Origin of the sequence: Rhizobium sp. SRDI969 (assembly GCF_025152725.1) — a bacterium.
In the GTDB taxonomy this organism is placed as follows: Bacteria; Pseudomonadota; Alphaproteobacteria; order Rhizobiales; family Rhizobiaceae; genus Rhizobium; species Rhizobium leguminosarum_I.
Window position 1 is genome coordinate 4,275,726 of sequence record NZ_CP104035.1, and the last position, 14,894, is coordinate 4,290,619.

15 protein-coding genes are annotated in these 14,894 nt (G+C 61.2%); 6 read left to right on the top strand and 9 right to left on the bottom strand.

Annotated elements, in window-relative coordinates:
* Positions 1–57: 57 nt before the first annotated feature.
* Complete coding sequence (rlmN, locus tag N2A41_RS21170) at positions 58–1,284, bottom strand: 23S rRNA (adenine(2503)-C(2))-methyltransferase RlmN (RefSeq protein WP_017966207.1); 1,227 nt, start codon at positions 1,282–1,284, stop codon at positions 58–60.
* A 250-nt stretch (positions 1,285–1,534) separates the two neighbouring features.
* Positions 1,535–2,044, bottom strand: coding sequence for an invasion associated locus B family protein (locus tag N2A41_RS21175; protein ID WP_017966206.1), 510 nt, complete (start codon positions 2,042–2,044; stop codon positions 1,535–1,537).
* Between the two features lie 336 nt (positions 2,045–2,380).
* Between N2A41_RS21175 and N2A41_RS21180 the strand changes: the two genes are divergently transcribed.
* Positions 2,381–2,941, top strand: a complete 561-nt coding sequence (locus tag N2A41_RS21180) for a sigma-70 family RNA polymerase sigma factor (RefSeq protein WP_017966205.1) — start codon at positions 2,381–2,383, stop codon at positions 2,939–2,941.
* 34 nt (positions 2,942–2,975) lie between these two features.
* Here N2A41_RS21180 and N2A41_RS21185 read toward each other — a convergent pair whose 3' ends face one another.
* Together N2A41_RS21185 and N2A41_RS21190 are read right to left on the bottom strand one after the other, a co-directional pair.
* Positions 2,976–3,368, bottom strand: a complete 393-nt coding sequence (locus tag N2A41_RS21185; protein ID WP_260109637.1) for a YkvA family protein — start codon at positions 3,366–3,368, stop codon at positions 2,976–2,978.
* A 94-nt stretch (positions 3,369–3,462) separates the two neighbouring features.
* Entirely contained in the window at positions 3,463–3,768 is a 306-nt protein-coding gene (locus N2A41_RS21190) for a 4a-hydroxytetrahydrobiopterin dehydratase (protein WP_170260901.1), read from the bottom strand.
* Between the two features lie 33 nt (positions 3,769–3,801).
* Here N2A41_RS21190 and N2A41_RS21195 point away from each other — a divergent pair, with 33 nt between their 5' ends.
* A complete protein-coding gene (locus N2A41_RS21195; protein ID WP_080635703.1) occupies positions 3,802–4,302 on the top strand; it encodes a low molecular weight protein-tyrosine-phosphatase in 501 nt (166 codons plus the stop codon).
* Here N2A41_RS21195 and thpR read toward each other — a convergent pair.
* Both thpR and N2A41_RS21205 read right to left on the bottom strand, forming a co-directional pair.
* On the bottom strand, positions 4,209–4,802 hold the full coding sequence (gene thpR / locus N2A41_RS21200) for an RNA 2',3'-cyclic phosphodiesterase (RefSeq protein WP_026154359.1): 594 nt from the start codon (positions 4,800–4,802) through the stop codon (positions 4,209–4,211). The genes N2A41_RS21195 and thpR overlap by 94 nt on opposite strands.
* Positions 4,803–4,870: 68 nt before the next feature.
* Positions 4,871–5,515, bottom strand: coding sequence for an arylesterase (locus tag N2A41_RS21205; protein WP_260109638.1), 645 nt, complete (start codon positions 5,513–5,515; stop codon positions 4,871–4,873).
* Between the two features lie 72 nt (positions 5,516–5,587).
* On the opposite strand from N2A41_RS21205, the gene N2A41_RS21210 reads away from it, so the two are divergent.
* From N2A41_RS21210 to N2A41_RS21225, 4 genes are all read left to right on the top strand, one after another.
* Positions 5,588–6,295, top strand: a complete 708-nt coding sequence (locus N2A41_RS21210; RefSeq protein ID WP_260109639.1) for an ABC transporter ATP-binding protein — start codon at positions 5,588–5,590, stop codon at positions 6,293–6,295.
* Positions 6,292–8,835 (top strand): ABC transporter permease, encoded by a 2,544-nt coding sequence (locus tag N2A41_RS21215; RefSeq protein WP_260109640.1) that lies wholly within the window; start codon positions 6,292–6,294, stop codon positions 8,833–8,835. The genes N2A41_RS21210 and N2A41_RS21215 overlap by 4 nt, the downstream gene beginning before the upstream one ends.
* Positions 8,836–9,015: 180 nt before the next feature.
* Positions 9,016–9,744: a Bax inhibitor-1/YccA family protein gene (locus N2A41_RS21220; protein WP_017966197.1), complete on the top strand. Its 729-nt coding sequence runs from the start codon at positions 9,016–9,018 to the stop codon at positions 9,742–9,744.
* 110 nt (positions 9,745–9,854) lie between these two features.
* Positions 9,855–10,412, top strand: coding sequence for a GNAT family N-acetyltransferase (locus N2A41_RS21225; protein WP_260109641.1), 558 nt, complete (start codon positions 9,855–9,857; stop codon positions 10,410–10,412).
* A gap of 6 nt (positions 10,413–10,418) precedes the next feature.
* Here the strand turns inward: N2A41_RS21225 and N2A41_RS21230 are convergent, their stop codons facing one another.
* The 3 genes from N2A41_RS21230 to acnA all read right to left on the bottom strand — a co-directional run bounded on the left by N2A41_RS21230 (position 10,419) and on the right by acnA (position 14,803).
* Positions 10,419–10,820 carry a DUF2794 domain-containing protein gene (locus N2A41_RS21230; protein WP_164577648.1) on the bottom strand — a complete coding sequence of 134 codons (402 nt, stop codon included), beginning with the start codon at positions 10,818–10,820 and terminating at the stop codon, positions 10,419–10,421.
* Positions 10,821–11,135: 315 nt separating this feature from the next.
* Positions 11,136–11,876: a DUF1223 domain-containing protein gene (locus N2A41_RS21235; protein WP_260109642.1), complete on the bottom strand. Its 741-nt coding sequence runs from the start codon at positions 11,874–11,876 to the stop codon at positions 11,136–11,138.
* A gap of 236 nt (positions 11,877–12,112) precedes the next feature.
* A complete protein-coding gene (gene acnA / locus N2A41_RS21240) occupies positions 12,113–14,803 on the bottom strand; it encodes an aconitate hydratase AcnA (protein WP_260109643.1) in 2,691 nt (896 codons plus the stop codon).
* Positions 14,804–14,894: the final 91 nt, after the last annotated feature.

Consider the following 14,894-nt stretch of genomic DNA (forward strand, 5'->3'; position numbering starts at 1 on the left):
GAAAAGCGCCCCCTGAAATCAATCGCGGAGAATTGTAGCGAGGATCAAACTTGCTGATCAGTCGTCGGCGCCGTGATTGGCGATCATCATCGCCTCGAAGGCCAGACGTTCGGTCTTGCGCATGCGTTCGGATTCCGATTTCAGCTGGCCGCAGGCTGCAAGAATGTCGCGGCCGCGCGGCGTGCGGATCGGCGAAGCATAGCCTGCCGAATTGATGAAGTCGGCGAACTTCTCGATCTGCTCCCAGTCGGAACACTGATAATTGGTGCCGGGCCAGGGATTGAACGGAATGAGGTTGATCTTCGCCGGCACGCCTTTCAACAGCTTGATCAACCCTTTGGCGTCTTCCAGGCTGTCGTTGACATCCTTCAGCATCACATATTCGAAGGTGATACGCCGCGCGTTCGAAAGGCCAGGATAGGTCCGGCAGGCTTCGATCAGCTCTTTCAGCGGGTACTTCTTGTTGATCGGCACCAGAATGTCGCGCAGATCGTCGCGCACCGCATGCAGCGAAATCGCCAGCATGACGCCGATTTCCTCGCCGGTGCGGAAGATCTCCGGCACGACGCCGGAGGTGGACAGCGTCACGCGGCGCCTGGACAGCGACAGGCCGTCACCATCCGTGGCGATCAGCAATGCCTGCTTGACGGCATCGAAGTTATAAAGCGGTTCGCCCATGCCCATCATGACGATGTTGCTGACTTTACGGCCCTCGGCAGGCATGATCGTACCCTGCGGCGCTTCACGGTCCGGGAAATCCCCAAGCCGGTCGCGGGCAAGCAGCAGCTGCGAAAGAATTTCTTCCGCCGTCAGGTTGCGCACCAGACGCTGCGTCCCGGTATGACAGAAGGAACAGGTGAGCGTGCAGCCGACCTGGCTGGAAAGACAGAGCGTGCCGCGGCCCTCTTCCGGAATGTAGACGGCCTCGATCTCGACGGGACGCCCGGCGCCGCGGGCGGGAAAGCGCAGCAGCCATTTGCGCGTGCCGTCGTTGGAAACCTGCTCCTCGACGATCTCGGGACGTTCGATGGTGAAATGCTGCTTCAGCATCTCCCGCATGTCCTTGGCGACATTCGTCATATGGTCGAAATCGGAAACCCCGCGCACATAGATCCAGTTCCAGAGCTGCGAGACGCGCATCTTAATCTGCTTCTCGGCCACACCCTTTTCCCGGAGTGCCGCCGCCATCTCCTCGCGCGACATGCCGATCAACGACGGCTTCTCGAGGCTGGCGGACGTGCGCGCCTGCGGCTTGGTGACAACGATCGCATCCATGACGGACATAGGCATTCATCCCGAATTCAAACATGTGGCTGCTCCTCGCAACCCCGCGGACTTCAGCGATAAGCCGGAAGACCTGCGGGCGCATGACAGCACATCGGCAGAAGTTGAATGGCGGAACGGCGACTGAAATCGCGATCTGTCCGCTGTTGGCGCCGGCTTTAGCATCATTTTGCCCGCGCGTCACCATAGATGGAAATGGCATGGGCCGGCGCAAGGCCGGCCCATGAAACTCTTCGGCCTAGAGGACCGCTTACTTGCAGGTTTCGATCTGCTTCAGCGCAGCCGAAATACCCGAGAGCGAATAGCTGTAGGAGGTGCCGGTGCCCTTGCGCGAAACGGCATTGACCGTCATCGAGTGACCGGTCTTCATCGCGGCGACGAGGGCTGGCTCCTGGGCCGCATTCTCGACCCAGCCGGCCTTGTCCTTGGTGAACATCACGAAGGTCTTGTTGTCGATGACGACGTTGATCTTCGAATTTTCCTTGACCGTGTAGCCCATCATCGCCTGCGGCTCGTAAGAGATGTTCTGGCCCGGGCGCTGAGAGACGATGAAGAAATTGTCGCCGTGGTCGACGCTTGCCGGCTGCTTTGCCGTCGGAACGGACAGCACGTAGCAGACGGTGCTGTTGCCCGACTTGTAGGAGTAGGCGCCCCATGCCTGGAACTGCTGGATGCGGTTCGGCGCGGCCTGCTGCGCTTCCGCAACTCCGGCCATAACAAGGGTGAGTGCGAGAGCGGATACGATACTTTTTACAAACATGGATTCCTGCCGGTTCTTGCGATTCAAGGCCCGAAGCGATCATAGCGGGCGCCGCATAATCACGATCTGCTTTATTTTGACTTAATTCAGGTTACCAAATGGTCAACAATAGCTGCGATTTGTATCTGCCTGTGTCATTTCAGCTCGAGTGTCAATTTTCGCACCTTTGACGGTACCGGCCGCGACATCGTGCCCCGATGGCACTGGCGGTCCGTTCGGCTGAATTTAAGACACAAAGATTCAGGCAAGAGTTTGACGTTTCGCAAATCCGTTGTACCTCATTAAGACTTGGAAATCCGGGACGAAATTATTGCCGCAGGGGGCTGGTGAGGGGATATGGATGCCGAGGAAAGACAGCGTTTTGCTGCCCTCGCCAAGGCCGTCGCGGACGATCGCGACCAGCAGGCCTTTTCCATCCTGTTCGACTATTTCGCCCCTCGCCTGAAGGCCTGGCTGATGCGCCAGAAGATGACATCAGGCGAGGCCGAGGAACTGGTCCAGGAGATCATGATCGTGCTCTGGCACAAGGCAGGACTTTACGATGCCACGCGATCGTCCCTCTCGACCTGGCTTTTCCGCATTGCCCGCAATCGCCGCATCGACATGCGGCGCCGCGCCAATACCCGTATCTTCGACGAGACCGATCCGGCCCTGCAGCCGCCGGGTGATATCGGTGCGGAAGAGATCATCGCTAATGACGATCGCGACGCTAAGATACGCGCGGCCGTCGGTCAATTGCCGGAGGAACAGCGCGACATGCTGCGCGCTGCCTTCTTCCTCGGTCAATCGCATTCGGAGATCGCCGAAGCGACCGGGCTGCCGCTCGGCACGGTGAAGTCACGTATCCGGCTTGCCTTCGGCAAGCTCCGCAAGGTGCTGGAACGCGAAATCGCCTGATGCATGTCGCCCAAAAGTGTGCAGCGGACGCGCTTTAGATCGTCTTCATTGCTTCTTCGGGTCGATCGGCGAGAACGCGGTCGGCCGCTTCGTAGTGGCCCGGGCGGATGTGGCCGCGCACCATGGCGAAGGCGGCCGAGAGCACGGCGATGTCGTCGGAAAAGCCGATGACGGCGAAAACATCCGGGATCATGTCGATCGGCATGACGAAATAGGCGAGTGCTGCAAGCAGCACGCCGCGCACCTTGGTCGGCATCTGCGGATCGAGCGCGCAATAGAAACCGGCGACGACATCGCGCGAGAAGGGGATCTGCCGCACCGCCCGCCGAAACGTCGGCCAAAATTTCTGCCTGACGGTTTTCTCGCGCCGGCTCTGGGTGTCCTCGTCGCCCGGCAAGAGGATTTCCCCGAATTTGACCTCGTCCATCCCTGCATCCCTTTTGTCCATGCGAACATATGGTGACGGCGCCCAGTCTTTCAATCGACCCCTTTCAATCGCCCCCTTTCAATCGGCCCCCCTTTCAAACGACACGGCGCGCCGCAGCCTTCTCCATGGCTTTGGCGAGCTTGAAATCCAGTTCCGTCAGTCCGCCGGCATCATGCGTGTTCAGCGTCACATCCACCCTGGAATAGACGTTGAACCATTCGGGATGGTGGTTGAGCTTCTCGGCCGCGAGTGCTGCCTGCGTCATGAAGCCGAAAGCCTCGACGAAATTTGCGAACTTGAACGTCTTCGATATCGAAGAACCCGCATCATTGAGCGCCCAGCCCGCAAGCTCGGTCAGTTCAGCCTCGGCCGCCGCCCGTTCCAGTCTTTCCATTTTCATGCCATGATCCTCTTCTCTGTCGACAGGTTACCGATGAAACGCATCAGCATCCTCTTCGTTTGCATGGGCAATATATGCCGTTCTCCGCTCGCGGAGGGAATTTTTGGCCATCTTGTCGCCGAGGCGGGGTTGACCGGCGATTTTACGATCGATTCCGCCGGCACTGGCGGCTGGCATGAAGGCGAGCCGCCCGATCGGCGTTCGATCGCCACCGCGAAAAGTCACGGCATCGACATATCGGGGCAGCGCGCTCGCTGCATCAGGGCGAGGGATCTCAGGGATTTCGATCTGATCCTCGCCATGGACCGAGACAACCTGGCGGCGCTCGGCAAGAGCACACCGCCTGGGGCGAATATCCACCTTTTCGGTGATGCCGCGCTGGGAACGGGAGAGGATATCCCCGATCCCTATTATGGCGGCCCTGAAGGTTTCGAGCTGGTCTACACCAGGCTCTTGACCGGCTGCTGCAGGCTGCTCGAAACGCTGGGCGTCGAGCGTGCCTCGTGCAGCGGGAAAACTTCCTCGGTGAGGTAAGGCCCTCCACCGACCGATTCGCGCGACGAAAGCAGCACGAAGCGCGGTGCAGTGAAGGTTGCGGTGTGGAAGTTGCCGCGTCCCGCCAGATATTGCACGACATCGTCGAGCCGCGAAGATTTGAGCCGCGCCAGCGTCACATGCGGCATGAATTTGCGGGGATCGGGCGGCAGACCGATGCGCTGGCAGATGCGCTCGATCTCGCCCTGCAGCGCATGCATTTCAGGCGATGGCGAGACGCCGGCCCAGACCGAATGCGGTTTCTTCGAGCCGAACGAACCGATGCCTTCGAGCCGGAACTGGAATTCCGGCCGGTCGATCCGGTCGAGGCGTTCAACGATTTCATCAGCCGTGCGGCCGTCGACATCACCGATGAAGCGCAGAGTGATGTGGTAATTCTCCACATCGATCCATCGTGCTCCGGGGAGGCCACCGCGCAGCAATGAAAGACTCATCGCCGCATTGCGCGGAATTTCGAGGGCGGTAAACAGTCTCGGCATCACGAGCACTCCCCGAATCTTTTGCAGGTGCTCACACGGAATCATGCAATCAACAACCGCGCAAGCCCCTAATTCTTCACAGATGAAATCGCTTCGACGAAATTTGTGACAGCAGGCACCATCTTCTCGACCATAACGTCGACACCTCTCGCGTTCGGATGCATGCCGTCATCGAGCTTCAGCCCCGCATCGAGCGCAACCCCGTCGAGGAAGAAGGCATAAAGTCGAACTCCGTATTTGTCGGAAAGTTTCCGATAAATAGGATTGAAGCGCGCCGCATAATCCGCTCCCATGTTCGGCGGCGCTATGATACCGGCGAGCAGCACGGCAATCCCGCGATCCTGTAGCCGGCCAATCATCTGATCGAGATTCCGCTCGCTCTCCTCCGGCGGAATGCCGCGCAGCGCATCGTTGGCGCCAAGCTCGAGAATGACGCCATCGGTGCCGTCGGGGACCGACCAGTCGATACGCGCAAGCCCGCCTGTCGTCGTGTCGCCGGAGACCCCGGCATTGGCAATGGTGACGTCGAGCCCCTTCGCCTTCAGGGCCGCCTGCAGCTTTTCCGGAAAGCCGTCGCTGGGCGGCAGCTGATAGCCCGCCATCAAACTATCCCCAAAACCGACGAGATTGATCGTCCGGGCATCGGCGGCAGTGGCAAGGATCAGCGAGACGGCGATGACGGTGAATTGAAGGGCGGCAACTTTAAATCTCATCCTGGTTTCCCTAGATTGGCGAGGTGCCGTTATGCGGCCTTTCCATTACGGACTTATATAGGGCGATTTCTGTTGGCAAAAACCATTATCGAGTTGAAGGGCGCCGATCTGACCCTTGGCAGCGCGGCCGCCTCCGTCCATGTGCTGAAGGGCATCGATCTCGATATCGCGGCCGGCGAATCCGTCGGCATCGTCGGCCCTTCCGGTTCCGGCAAATCCACCCTGCTGATGGTTCTTGCCGGGCTGGAGAAGCTCGACAGCGGCGAGATCAACATCAATGACACGCCGCTCCACGCGTTGAGCGAGGACCAGGTCGCCGATTTCCGCGGCCGCAACATCGGCATCGTCTTTCAGTCCTTTCACCTGATTGCCAATATGACGGCGCTGGAAAACGTCGCCGTGCCGCTCGAACTCGCCAATGTCGGCAACGCCTTCGAGCTCGCTCATCGCGAGCTGAAATCGGTCGGCCTCGGCGAGCGGCTGAACCACTATCCCGGCCAGCTTTCCGGCGGCGAACAGCAGCGCGTGGCGATTGCCAGGGCGCTCGCCCCGTCGCCCGCCCTGCTGATCGCCGACGAGCCGACCGGCAATCTCGACACCGAGACCGGCCGCCAGATCGCCGACCTTCTGTTCTCCAAGCAGGCCGAACGCGGCATGACCCTGCTTCTCGTCACCCATGACGTCTCGCTTGCAAACCGATGCTCGCGCCAGATCCGCGTCCGCTCCGGCAGGATCGAGGGCGACAGCGCCGCCCGCCGCAGCGAAGCGGCGATCGCATGAGGATCATCACGCCACGCGTCTCGCTCGCTTTTCGCCTGGCATTGCGCGAGCTTCGCGGCGGCATCCGCGGCTTCTACATCTTCCTTGCCTGCATCGCGCTCGGGACAGGCGCCATCGCCGCCGTCAATTCCGTTTCACAGTCGATCACCGACACGATCGCCTCGCAGGGGCAGGAACTGTTGGCTGGCGACATCCGCTTCGAACTCAACAACCGCGAAGCCACGCCTCAGGAAATCGGTTTCCTCGAAGGCCTCGGCACCCTTTCAGTGTCGACAGGCCTGCGCTCGATGGCCCGCAAGCCCGACGGTTCCGATCAGGCGCTGGTCGAGGTCAAGGCCGTCGATGAAGCCTACCCGCTCTACGGCAAGTTCGTGGCCGAGCCGGACTATCCGCTTGCAGCGCTGCTTTCCAGCCAAAGCGGCACTTATGGCGCGGTCGCAGCGCCCCTTCTTCTCGATCGGCTCGGGCTTGCCGTCGGCGACGAGTTGCTGCTCGGCAACGTCAAGCTCAGCATCACCGGCACGGTGAAGACTGAGCCGGATGCACTGTCGGAAGGTTTTGGCTTTGCGCCGCGTCTGCTCGTCAGCCGCCAGGCGCTCCAAGCCTCCGGACTGATCCAGACCGGAAGCCTGGTCGAACATGCCTACAAGATCAGGCTGAACGACAAGGGCGCGATGTCGGGCATCCAGGCGCGCGCCTCCAAGGAATTCCCCGCCGCCGGCTGGGCGATCCGCACCAGCGACCGTGCCGCGCCCTCTCTCACCGAAAATATCACCCGCTTCTCGCAGTTCCTGACCCTGGTCGGCCTCACCGCACTGATCGTCGGCGGCGTCGGTGTCGCCAACGCGGTGCGCGCCTTCCTCGATGCCAAGCGCACCACCATCGCCACCTTCAAATGTCTCGGTGCGCCGGCGCAGGTCGTCGTTCTGATCTATCTCTTCCAGATTGCCATCATCGCTCTCGGCGGCATCCTGATCGGCCTCGTCATCGGCGCCCTGTCGCCGATCTTCGCCGCCCAGTTTCTGGCGCAATTCCTGCCGGTCTCGACTGCGCCGACCCTTTATCCCGGCGCCCTGCTGCTCGCCACGCTCTTCGGCATCCTGACGACGCTCGCCTTCGCCATCCTGCCGCTCGGCCACGCCCGCGAAGTGCCGGCGACCGCCCTCTTCCGCGAGCAGGGCTTCGAGGCCCGCCGCCTGCCCTCCTGGCCCTACATCCTGCTTGCCGCCCTGTTCATGGCCGGCCTTGCCGGCCTTGCCATCCTCACCGCCTATGACCGCTTCATCGCCGTCGTCTTCGTCGGCGCGATCGTTTTCGCCTTCGTCGTCCTGCGCCTGGTCGCGGCGCTGATCGCCTGGCTCGCGCGCCGCAGCCCGCGCGTCAACTCGCCGGCGCTGCGGCTGGCGATCGGCAACATCCACCGCCCCGGCGCACTGACGCCCTCGGTCGTCCTCTCGCTCGGCCTTGGCCTGGCATTGCTGGTAACCCTGACGCTGATCGACGGGAACCTGCGCCGGCAGCTGACCGGCCGGATGAACGAGGGTGCGCCGAACTTCTTCTTCGTCGATATCCAGAGCGCCGAGGTCGATGCCTTCCGCGATCTCGTCCAGGCGCAGGCGCCGCAGGGCAAGCTCGTCGAGGTGCCGATGCTGCGCGGCCGGATCATCGCCTTCAACGGCGAGGACGTCACCAAGATGAACGTGCCGGCAGCCGGCCGCTGGGTGCTGAACGGCGACCGCGGCATCACCTATGCCGAAACCCTGCCGGAGAACGCCGCCCTCACCGAAGGCAAATGGTGGGACAAGGATTACAGCGGCGAGCCGCTCGTCTCCTTCTCCTCGGAAGAGGCGCATGAGCTCGGCCTCAAGATCGGCGATACGGTCACCGTCAATGTACTCGGCCGCAACATCACCGCGAAGATCGCCAGTCTGCGCCGCGTCGAGTGGGAATCGCTGTCGATCAATTTCGTCATGGTCTTCTCGCCGAATACCTTCCGCGGCGCCCCGCATGCGTGGCTGGCGACCCTGACCGACCCCTCTTCGACACCGGCGGAAGATGCCGCGATCCTGAAATCGGTCACCAACACCTATCCGACGATCACCAGCGTGCGCGTCAAGGACGCGATCGATATCGTCAACCAGTTGGTCGCACAGCTGGCGACCGCGATCCGCGCCGCAGCCTCCGTCGCCCTCATCGCCTCGATCCTCGTCCTTGCCGGCGCGCTTGCCGCCGGAAACCGGGCGCGCACCCACGACGCGGTGGTGCTGAAGACGCTCGGCGCCACGCGCGCCACGCTGATCCGCGCCTTCAGCTACGAATATCTGATCCTCGGCCTCGCAACTGCGATCTTCGCGCTGATCGCCGGCGGGGTTGCCGCCTGGTTCATCGTCGCCCGCATCATGCGGCTGCCCTCGACCTTTCTGCCCGACGTGGCCGGACTGACGCTTGTGACTGCGCTCATCCTAACCGTCGGCATCGGCCTGATCGGTACCTGGCGCATCCTTGGGCAGAAGGCGGCCCCCGTTTTGCGCGAGCTTTGACCAGTCAGCGGCACTCAAACCCTTCACCTTACGGCGATTTAACCGGCCGAGGCTTTGCAAGCCTCTTGTTTGCAATGGGCGAAAGCCTCATATTGTTCGCAGGCATGCTGGAGCTCCGCAGCGGCGCCCGGGTCGAAAACCCCGACACCGTATTTCCATCGGAGCTTGTAAGAGGAAACTATGGCTGATCTTCGTAACTATCAAAGCCGCGTTCAGACCGGCGAGATGATTGATCAAGGCCTGCGCGCTTATATGCTCAAGGTCTACAACCTGATGGCGCTGGGCCTGGCGATCACCGGTGTGGCCGCATATCTGTCGTTCCAACTCGCCTTCGCCAATGGCGAACTGACCGCTTTCGGTCAGGCGATCTATGTGAGCCCGCTGAAGTGGGTGGTCATTCTGGCGCCGCTGGCTCTGGTGTTCTTCCTGAGCTTCCGGATCAATACGATGACGGTGGCCGCCGCCCAGACGACCTTTGCGGTCTATGCCGCGCTCGTCGGCCTGTCGCTCTCGTCGATCTTCCTGATCTATACGGGCCAGAGCGTCGTGCAGACCTTCTTCGTCACCGCCGCCTCTTTCGGCGCGCTGTCGCTTTACGGCTACACGACGAAGCGTAACCTGTCGGCGATGGGCTCGTTCCTGATCATGGGTCTGTTCGGCCTGATCATCGCTTCGCTGGTCAACATCTTCCTGGCGTCATCCGCCGTGCAGTTCGCGATCTCGGTACTCGGCGTGCTGATCTTCGCAGGCCTCACCGCCTATGATACGCAACGGATCAAGGAATTGTACCTGGAAGCCGATGACGTCGCCGTCGCCGGCCGCAAGGCGATCATGGGCGCGCTGACGCTCTATCTCGACTTCATCAACCTCTTCATGTTCCTGCTGCAGTTCATGGGCAACCGTAAATAAGCAGGGCAGACTGAGATCGAAAAGGCGGCTTCGGCCGCCTTTTTTGTTGCGCAGGCTTTCGCGGGATGGTTTTAGGAAGAGATATCCTCCCCAATGGATCTACCGCCAAAATGTCCTTCCTCCTGCGCGATGCCACGCAAGCCGATATTCCCGCCATTGCCGAAATCTATCGCGAATCGGTCCTGAACGGCGTCGCAAGCTATGAGATCGTGCCGCCGTCCGAGGCCGAGCTGGCGCAACGTTTTGCGGCCATCGTCAGCCAGCAATATCCCTATATCGCCGCCGTCGATGCGGGCGGTGTCCTGCTCGGCTACGCCTATGCCTCGGCGTTTCGCACGCGTCCCGCCTATCGCTGGCTGGTCGAGGATTCGATCTATCTCGCGCCTGAGGTCCGCGGTCGGGGCATCGGCAAGGCGTTGCTCGCCGCCCTGATCGACCGCTGCACCGGACTCGGTTTTCGTCAGATGGCCGCCGTCATCGGCGGCGCCAGCCCCGCATCGATCGCGCTTCATCGCGCAGCCGGCTTTGAGGAGGTCGGTCTGATGAAGGGCACCGGCTATAAGCATGGCCGCTGGCTGGACACGATGTTCATGCAGCGCGCGCTCGGCGAAGGCATGATCACCGATCCGGACCCGTCGACCTATCCCGGCACGCTGTTTAACAGCTGATATCGCTTATTTGTCGACGAGCTTCAGGGTCTTGTCGAAGACCTTCAGCACCTGGTTCAGCTCGTGACCGCGCTTCAGGATGGTGCCGTTGACGCTGATCACGGAATAGGCGCCCTGCTTGGCGGCAAGCTTCGGGTTTTTCTCGATGCGGAAGAGCGGCATTTCGCCGGAGCGCTTGAAAACGGAAAAGACCGCCCTGTCCTTCAGGTGATCGATGGCGTAGTCGCGCCACTCACCGTCACCGACCATGCGGCCGTAGATCCAGAGGATCGCGTCCAGTTCGCGCCGGTGGAAGGTCACCGGAAGCAGGTCTTTGCTTTGTTTGTATTCCCTGAGATCGACGACGACTGAGGAACTATTGTCGACGGAGCGGCTCTCGCCGTGTCGCAAATCCGGCTGATCTGTCATCAGTCTCCCGAGGCCTCCGCTTGTGACAGGAGGGTGACAGTTTGCCCGAGCCGCCGCAAATTGCAAGAGTGCCGGCCGTCACATTCCGCCGCAGTGCAGCGCCGCGCGTCTCTGTCGCAAGGGCGCTGGCGGGCACCACGCTTTCTCCGCAGCGCCGCATTTCAGTCAAAACAGCGCCTCATTTGCAGGAGATTTATGAATTCCAGTTTGGCGCCAGCGCGCCAAAAGGCCCGGCGGAGCGTATCGACCTTAACCCCAGCCCCGAATACGCTCGGCCGGGCCGCCCCGGCACTTCATCCGAAAGCGGATGGAATCTCAGATATTTTTACCAGCCATCACTACGGTCGCGCCAAGGATCGCAGCCGGATCGCCGTCTGCGGTCGCCGATTGCAGCAGGATGGCGCAGCCCTCGAGTTGCGGTCGCTGCAGGACGCTGGCCGGCAGCGTCAGATTGGTCGCCTTGCCGTCCCACATGCCGACGGTTTCGACATTGGTGACGCTGTGCAGATAAGAAATCTTTTTGCCGCTGTTCTCGCCCTTTTCGACATCGATCGTCTTTTCCTTATCGAAATAGACCATCACGACATTGGCTTTGCCCTGTCCGGCGCCGATCTTGATCTCCAACTCGTCGCCGCGCATCGCGGCACTGATGGGAATAGTCAGCCCATTGCCTTCGCTGCTAAAGGTGTCGATCTTGCCGTTGATGCCATTCAGATCGGCGCCGGCCAGATGGCCGCGTCCGTTGACGATGGCCTGCGGCGTATAGACGTTGCTGCGGCCCATCGTCCTGGCATAGCCGTACTGCCGCTCGGTATTTTCCTTGGAGCTCAGCGTATCGGCCCAGCCGAGATAATTCCAGTAATCGACGTGATAGGCGAGCGCGATGACATCGCCCTGGTTCACCAGCTTGCGAAACGCGGCATCAGCGGGAGGACAGGAGGAACAGCCCTGCGACGTGAAGAGTTCGACGACACCTTTCGGCGTGCCGTCTTCGGCCTGCAGCGGGCCTGAGAGAACAACGCCGGCAATCAGCGGAATCAAAAAACGCGGGGACATTCACCTGCACCTCTTTTTCAGCGCCGACGGCATGTTTGTACCGGAGGCCCTGACATATGAACGTACGAATAATCCCTCAGGGTCCAAACCGAAAGTCACGAACGGGTGAGACGTAGCCCGGCCGGAACCTGCGTAAAACAAATCATCGTGAGCCCGTCCAAATACTGTCGTCGCATCAAAGAAAAGCCGCCGGAAACTGCTCTCCGGCGGCCATTATCATGCGAGTTTCTTAAAAATCAGGCTGCGAGATCGCGCAGAACCGTCTGCAGGATGCCGCCATTGTTGAGGTAGATCACCTCGTCGAGCGTATCGACACGCGACAGCAGCGGAACCTCCTTCACGGTGCCGTCGCCATAGGTGATCCTGGCGATCTTCTTCTCGCGCGGCTTGATCTTTTCCAGGCCTTCGATGGTGACGAGTTCATCGCCCTTGAGGCCGAGGCTCTGCCAGGTCGTGCCCTCTTCGAAGACGAATGGAATGATACCCATGCCGACGAGGTTCGAGCGATGGATGCGCTCGAAGGACTGGGCGATCACCGCCTTGACGCCGAGCAGGTTGGTGCCCTTGGCAGCCCAGTCGCGCGAAGAGCCGTTGCCGTATTCGACACCGGCGAAGATGACGAGCGGTACGCCTTCCTGCTTGTACTGCATCGCGGCGTCGTAGATCGAGGTCTCTTCCTTCGACGGGTAATGGATGGTGTAGCCGCCTTCCTTGCCGTTTGGGCCAAGCATGTGGTTGCGGATGCGGATATTGGCGAAGGTGCCGCGCATCATCACTTCATGGTTGCCGCGGCGCGTGCCGTACTGGTTGAAGTCGGCAACGGCGACGTCGTGATCGATAAGGTAGGCGCCGGCTGGCGATGCCGCCTTGATCGAACCGGCCGGCGAGATGTGGTCGGTGGTGATCTTGTCGCCGAACAGGCCGAGAACCCGGGCGCCCTTGATGTCGGAAACGCCGGTGCCCTTCTTGCCCATCCCAACGAAGTAGGGCGGGTTCTGCACATAGGTCGAATCGTCGTCCCAGGCATAGGTCTGGCCCGGCGGGATCTGAACGGCCTGCCAGTTGACGTCGCCCTTGAAGACATCGGCGTACTTGCGTTCGTAGAGCTCGCGGGTCACGTATTTCAGGATGAATTCCTGGACTTCCCTAGAGGTCGGCCAGATGTCCTTGAGATAAACCGGATTGCCGCTCTCATCCTCGCCGATCGGCTCCTTGGTCAGATCCTTCTGCACAGTGCCGGCAAGCGCATAAGCGACGACGAGCGGCGGGGATGCGAGGTAGTTCGCCTGCACGTCGGGCGAGATACGGCCTTCGAAGTTACGGTTGCCGGAGAGAACGCCGGAAACGATAAGGCCCTTGTCGTTGATCGTCTTCGAGATCGGTGCCGGCAGCGGGCCGGAATTGCCGATGCAGGTGGTGCAGCCGAAGCCGACGAGGTTGAAGCCAAGCTTGTCGAGATCGGCCTGCAGGCCCGACTTGGCGAGATATTCGCCGACGACCTGCGATCCCGGCGCCAGAGAAGTCTTCACCCACGGCTTCGTCTTCAGTCCCTTGGCAACGGCGTTGCGGGCAAGAAGGCCGGCGGCGATCAGCACTGACGGGTTGGAGGTGTTGGTGCACGATGTGATGGCAGCGATCGCCACGTCGCCATGGCCGAGATCGAAATCCATGCCTTCGACGGCATAGCGGTTGTTCAGCTGGCCGGGCTTCTTGTAATCCGCGTCCATCGAGCCGGCGAAGCCGGTCGCGATGTTCTCGAGCGAGATGCGGCCTTCCGGACGCTTCGGGCCGGCCATCGACGGCACGACGTCGCTAAGATCGAGTTCCAGCGTATCGGTGAAGACGAGCTCGGAACCGTCGCCCTCGCGCCACATGCCTTGCGCCTTCGAATAGGCTTCGACGAGCGCGATCCGGTCACGCGTGCGGCCGGACATTGTGAGGTAGTTGATGGTTTCGCCGTCGACCGGGAAGAAGCCGCAGGTCGCGCCGTATTCCGGGCCCATGTTGCCAATCGTCGCGCGGTCGGCGAGCGGCATGTTGTCCATGCCGGGGCCGAAAAATTCGACGAACTTCGAAACGACGCCCTTCTTGCGCAGCATCTGCACGACGGTGAGAACGAGGTCGGTCGCCGTGACGCCTTCCTTGAGCTTGCCGGTCAGCTTGAAGCCGATGACTTCGGGCAGCAGCATCGAGACCGGCTGGCCGAGCATCGCAGCTTCCGCTTCGATACCGCCCACACCCCAGCCGAGAACGCCAAGACCGTTGATCATCGTCGTGTGGCTGTCTGTGCCGACGCAGGTATCGGGATAGGCGATCGTCTCGCCGTCCTCTTCCTTGGTCCAGACGGTCTGGCCGAGATATTCGAGATTGACCTGATGACAGATGCCGGTGCCGGGGGGCACGACGCGGAAATTCTTGAAGGCCTGCTGGCCCCACTTCAGGAAGCGGTAGCGCTCGCCGTTGCGCTGGTATTCCAGCTCCACATTCTTGGCGAAAGCCTGCGGCGTGCCGAATTCATCGACGATGACCGAGTGGTCGATGACGAGGTCGACCGGAACGAGCGGGTTGATCTTCTCCGGATCGCCGCCGAGCGACACCATCGCGTCGCGCATCGCAGCAAGATCGACGACGGCGGGAACGCCGGTGAAGTCCTGCATCAGCACGCGCGCCGGGCGATAGGCGATCTCGTTTTCGACCGCACCCTTATTGTTGAGCCATTCGGCAACGGCCAGGATGTGCTCCTTGGTGACCGACTGGCCGTCTTCGAAGCGCAACAGGTTTTCGAGCAGCACCTTCATCGAATAGGGAAGCTTCGACACGCCGGCCAGACCGTTTGCCTCAGCCTTGGGCAGGCTGTAATAGACATAGTCCTTCCCGTTGACGGAAAGCGTGGAACGACAATTGAAACTGTCAAGAGATTTAGACACGAGAGACCCCGTTTCTGATAGCCAACACAGTCGTGCGAACGCCTATGCACTTTAATGCACATCAGGATGCGGGTACGGCCATTTCCGCTGT

Bases quoted from the DNA above. Each gene is read 5' to 3' on its own strand.
- N2A41_RS21235 (WP_260109642.1), bottom strand. From the start codon at position 11,876: ATGTCCCCGCGTTTTTTGATTCCGCTGATTGCCGGCGTTGTTCTCTCA.
- N2A41_RS21175 (WP_017966206.1), bottom strand. From the start codon at position 2,044: ATGTTTGTAAAAAGTATCGTATCCGCTCTCGCACTCACCCTTGTTATG.
- thpR (WP_026154359.1), bottom strand. From the start codon at position 4,802: ATGCCGAGACTGTTTACCGCCCTCGAAATTCCGCGCAATGCGGCGATG.
- N2A41_RS21215 (WP_260109640.1), top strand. From the start codon at position 6,292: ATGAGGATCATCACGCCACGCGTCTCGCTCGCTTTTCGCCTGGCATTG.
- N2A41_RS21195 (WP_080635703.1), top strand. From the start codon at position 3,802: ATGAAACGCATCAGCATCCTCTTCGTTTGCATGGGCAATATATGCCGT.
- N2A41_RS21190 (WP_170260901.1), bottom strand. From the start codon at position 3,768: ATGAAAATGGAAAGACTGGAACGGGCGGCGGCCGAGGCTGAACTGACC.
- rlmN (WP_017966207.1), bottom strand. From the start codon at position 1,284: ATGTCCGTCATGGATGCGATCGTTGTCACCAAGCCGCAGGCGCGCACG.
- N2A41_RS21225 (WP_260109641.1), top strand. From the start codon at position 9,855: ATGTCCTTCCTCCTGCGCGATGCCACGCAAGCCGATATTCCCGCCATT.
- N2A41_RS21180 (WP_017966205.1), top strand. From the start codon at position 2,381: ATGGATGCCGAGGAAAGACAGCGTTTTGCTGCCCTCGCCAAGGCCGTC.
- N2A41_RS21185 (WP_260109637.1), bottom strand. From the start codon at position 3,368: ATGGACGAGGTCAAATTCGGGGAAATCCTCTTGCCGGGCGACGAGGAC.
- N2A41_RS21205 (WP_260109638.1), bottom strand. From the start codon at position 5,515: ATGAGATTTAAAGTTGCCGCCCTTCAATTCACCGTCATCGCCGTCTCG.
- N2A41_RS21230 (WP_164577648.1), bottom strand. From the start codon at position 10,820: ATGACAGATCAGCCGGATTTGCGACACGGCGAGAGCCGCTCCGTCGAC.
- N2A41_RS21220 (WP_017966197.1), top strand. From the start codon at position 9,016: ATGGCTGATCTTCGTAACTATCAAAGCCGCGTTCAGACCGGCGAGATG.